Origin of the sequence: Variovorax glucosi, assembly GCF_051216695.1 — a bacterium.
Lineage (GTDB): Bacteria > Pseudomonadota > Gammaproteobacteria > Burkholderiales > Burkholderiaceae_C > Variovorax.
In genome coordinates, this window is record NZ_JBPJZE010000024.1 from 1 (window position 1) to 1877 (window position 1877).

Genomic DNA, 1877 nt, shown 5'->3' on the forward strand with positions numbered 1-1877 from the left:
GCCGCTCCAGGCCTTCGAGGTCGGCCGCGTCCCAGCATAGGCCGATGGAGGCGCTGCCCTCGCGGATGCCGCGCACGATCTCGGGGCTCACGCGCTCTTCCATGTCGACGCGGATGTTGCGGTGGGCCGGGTCTTGCAGAAAGTCCGCCACGTCCTCGGCCAGCGATTCGGCCATCACCGACGCCGAGGCCAGGATGCGCACGTGCCCGCGCGCGCCGCCGGCATAGGCGGCCATGTCACGCTCGATACGGTTCACGCTGCCGAGCATCGCGCGGTCGTGCTCCAGCAGGGTCTCGCCGGCGGGAGTGGGCAGCACGCCGCGGCGCTTGCGCAGCAGCAGCGGCGTGCCGACGGCTTCTTCGAGCTGGGCCAGCCGCTTGCTGATGGCCGAGCCGACGATGCTGGCCTGCTCACCGGCGCGCGCGATGCTGCGCGTTTCGCAGACGGCGACGAAGAGGCGCAGGGTGGTCAGGTCTAGGTCTCTCATGATGTTCCGTTCCGGAATCAGATGGCTTCCAAAATATACCTTCTGGATCAAATCGGAACTTCTAACATCGACTCCGTACCCTCACGACGGAGACAAAGTCTTGATTCACGCATTCCTGCCGCCGCGCGCGGTCGTCCGCGAAGTGGGCCTGCGCGACGGGCTCCAGAGCATCGCCCGCGTACTGCCCACCGAACGCAAGCTCGAATGGATCCGCGACGCGCACGCGGCCGGGCAGCGCGAGATCGAGGTCGGCTCGTTCGTGCCGGCGCACCTGCTGCCGCAGCTCGCGGACACGGCCGAGTTGCTGGCGTACGCGAAGACGCTGCCGGGGCTCTTCGCCTCGGTGCTGGTGCCCAATCTCAAAGTTGCCGAACGGGCCATTGCAGGCGAGGCCGACCTGATGGTCGTGCCGCTCTCGGCCAGCCACGCGCACAGCCTCGCCAACCTGCGCAAGACGCCCGACGAGGTGGTGACCGAGGTCGCACGCATGCGCGCGGCGCGCGATGCGGCGGGCTCGAAGACGCTGATCGATGGCGGCGTGGGCACGGCCTTCGGCTGCACGCTGCAGGGCCATGTCGCGCCCGACGAAGTGCTGCGGCTGATGCAAGCGCTACTCGACGCGGGCGCAGATCGCGTGAGCCTTGCGGACACCGTGGGCTATGCCGATCCAGCGATGGTGCGCAGCCTGTTCGAGCGCGCCCTGCGCATCGCTGGCGACAGGCTGTGGTGCGGCCATTTCCACGACACGCGCGGCATGGGGCTCGCGAACGCGTATGCCGCGCTGGAAGTGGGCATCACGCGCTTCGACGCCTGCCTGGCCGGCATCGGCGGCTGCCCGCATGCGCCCGGTGCCAGCGGCAATGTCGACACCGAAGACCTTGTCTTCATGCTCGAGAGCATGGGCGTTGCAACCGGCGTCGACCTGCCGAAGCTGCTCGACCTGCGCCGGCGCGTGGCGGGCTGGCTCGAAGGCGAGACCCTGCAGGGTACGGTGTGGCGCGCGGGCTTTCCGAAGACCTTCGCGGCAACAGTGGGAGTCGCGGCATGAGCGCGGCAAACACCGAAGAAAAGCGCCTGCCGCTCACCGGTATCCGCGTGGTCGAGTTCACCCACATGGTCATGGGCCCGACCTGCGGCATGGTGCTTGCGGACCTGGGGGCGGAGGTCATCAAGGTCGAGCCCATCGAGGGCGACCGCACGCGACACCTGCTGGGCGCGGGCGCGGGCTTCTTCCCCATGTTCAACCGCAACAAGAAGAGCATCGCGCTCGACCTGCGGCACCCGCAGGGGCTGGAAGCCGCGCTGCGCCTGTGCGCCACGGCCGACGTGGTGGCGCAGAACTTCAAGCCCGGCACCATGGACAAGTACGGCCTGGGCTACGCCGCCCTCG

At 68.8% G+C, this 1877-nt stretch carries 3 protein-coding genes; 2 read left to right on the forward strand and 1 reads right to left on the reverse strand.

The features are described 5' to 3' along the window. Positions 1-487: LysR family transcriptional regulator (locus ACSFA3_RS22385; protein ID WP_435507692.1), on the reverse strand; the 487-nt coding region annotated here is incomplete at its 3' end. A 100-nt stretch (positions 488-587) separates the two neighbouring features. Between ACSFA3_RS22385 and ACSFA3_RS22390 the strand changes: the two genes are divergently transcribed. Both ACSFA3_RS22390 and ACSFA3_RS22395 read left to right on the forward strand, forming a co-directional pair. Further along, positions 588-1535, forward strand: a complete 948-nt coding sequence (locus tag ACSFA3_RS22390) for a hydroxymethylglutaryl-CoA lyase (RefSeq protein ID WP_435507693.1) — start codon at positions 588-590, stop codon at positions 1533-1535. Next, the coding region (locus ACSFA3_RS22395) for a CoA transferase (protein ID WP_435507694.1) at positions 1532-1877 on the forward strand (346 nt) is incomplete at its 3' end. The genes ACSFA3_RS22390 and ACSFA3_RS22395, both read left to right, overlap by 4 nt.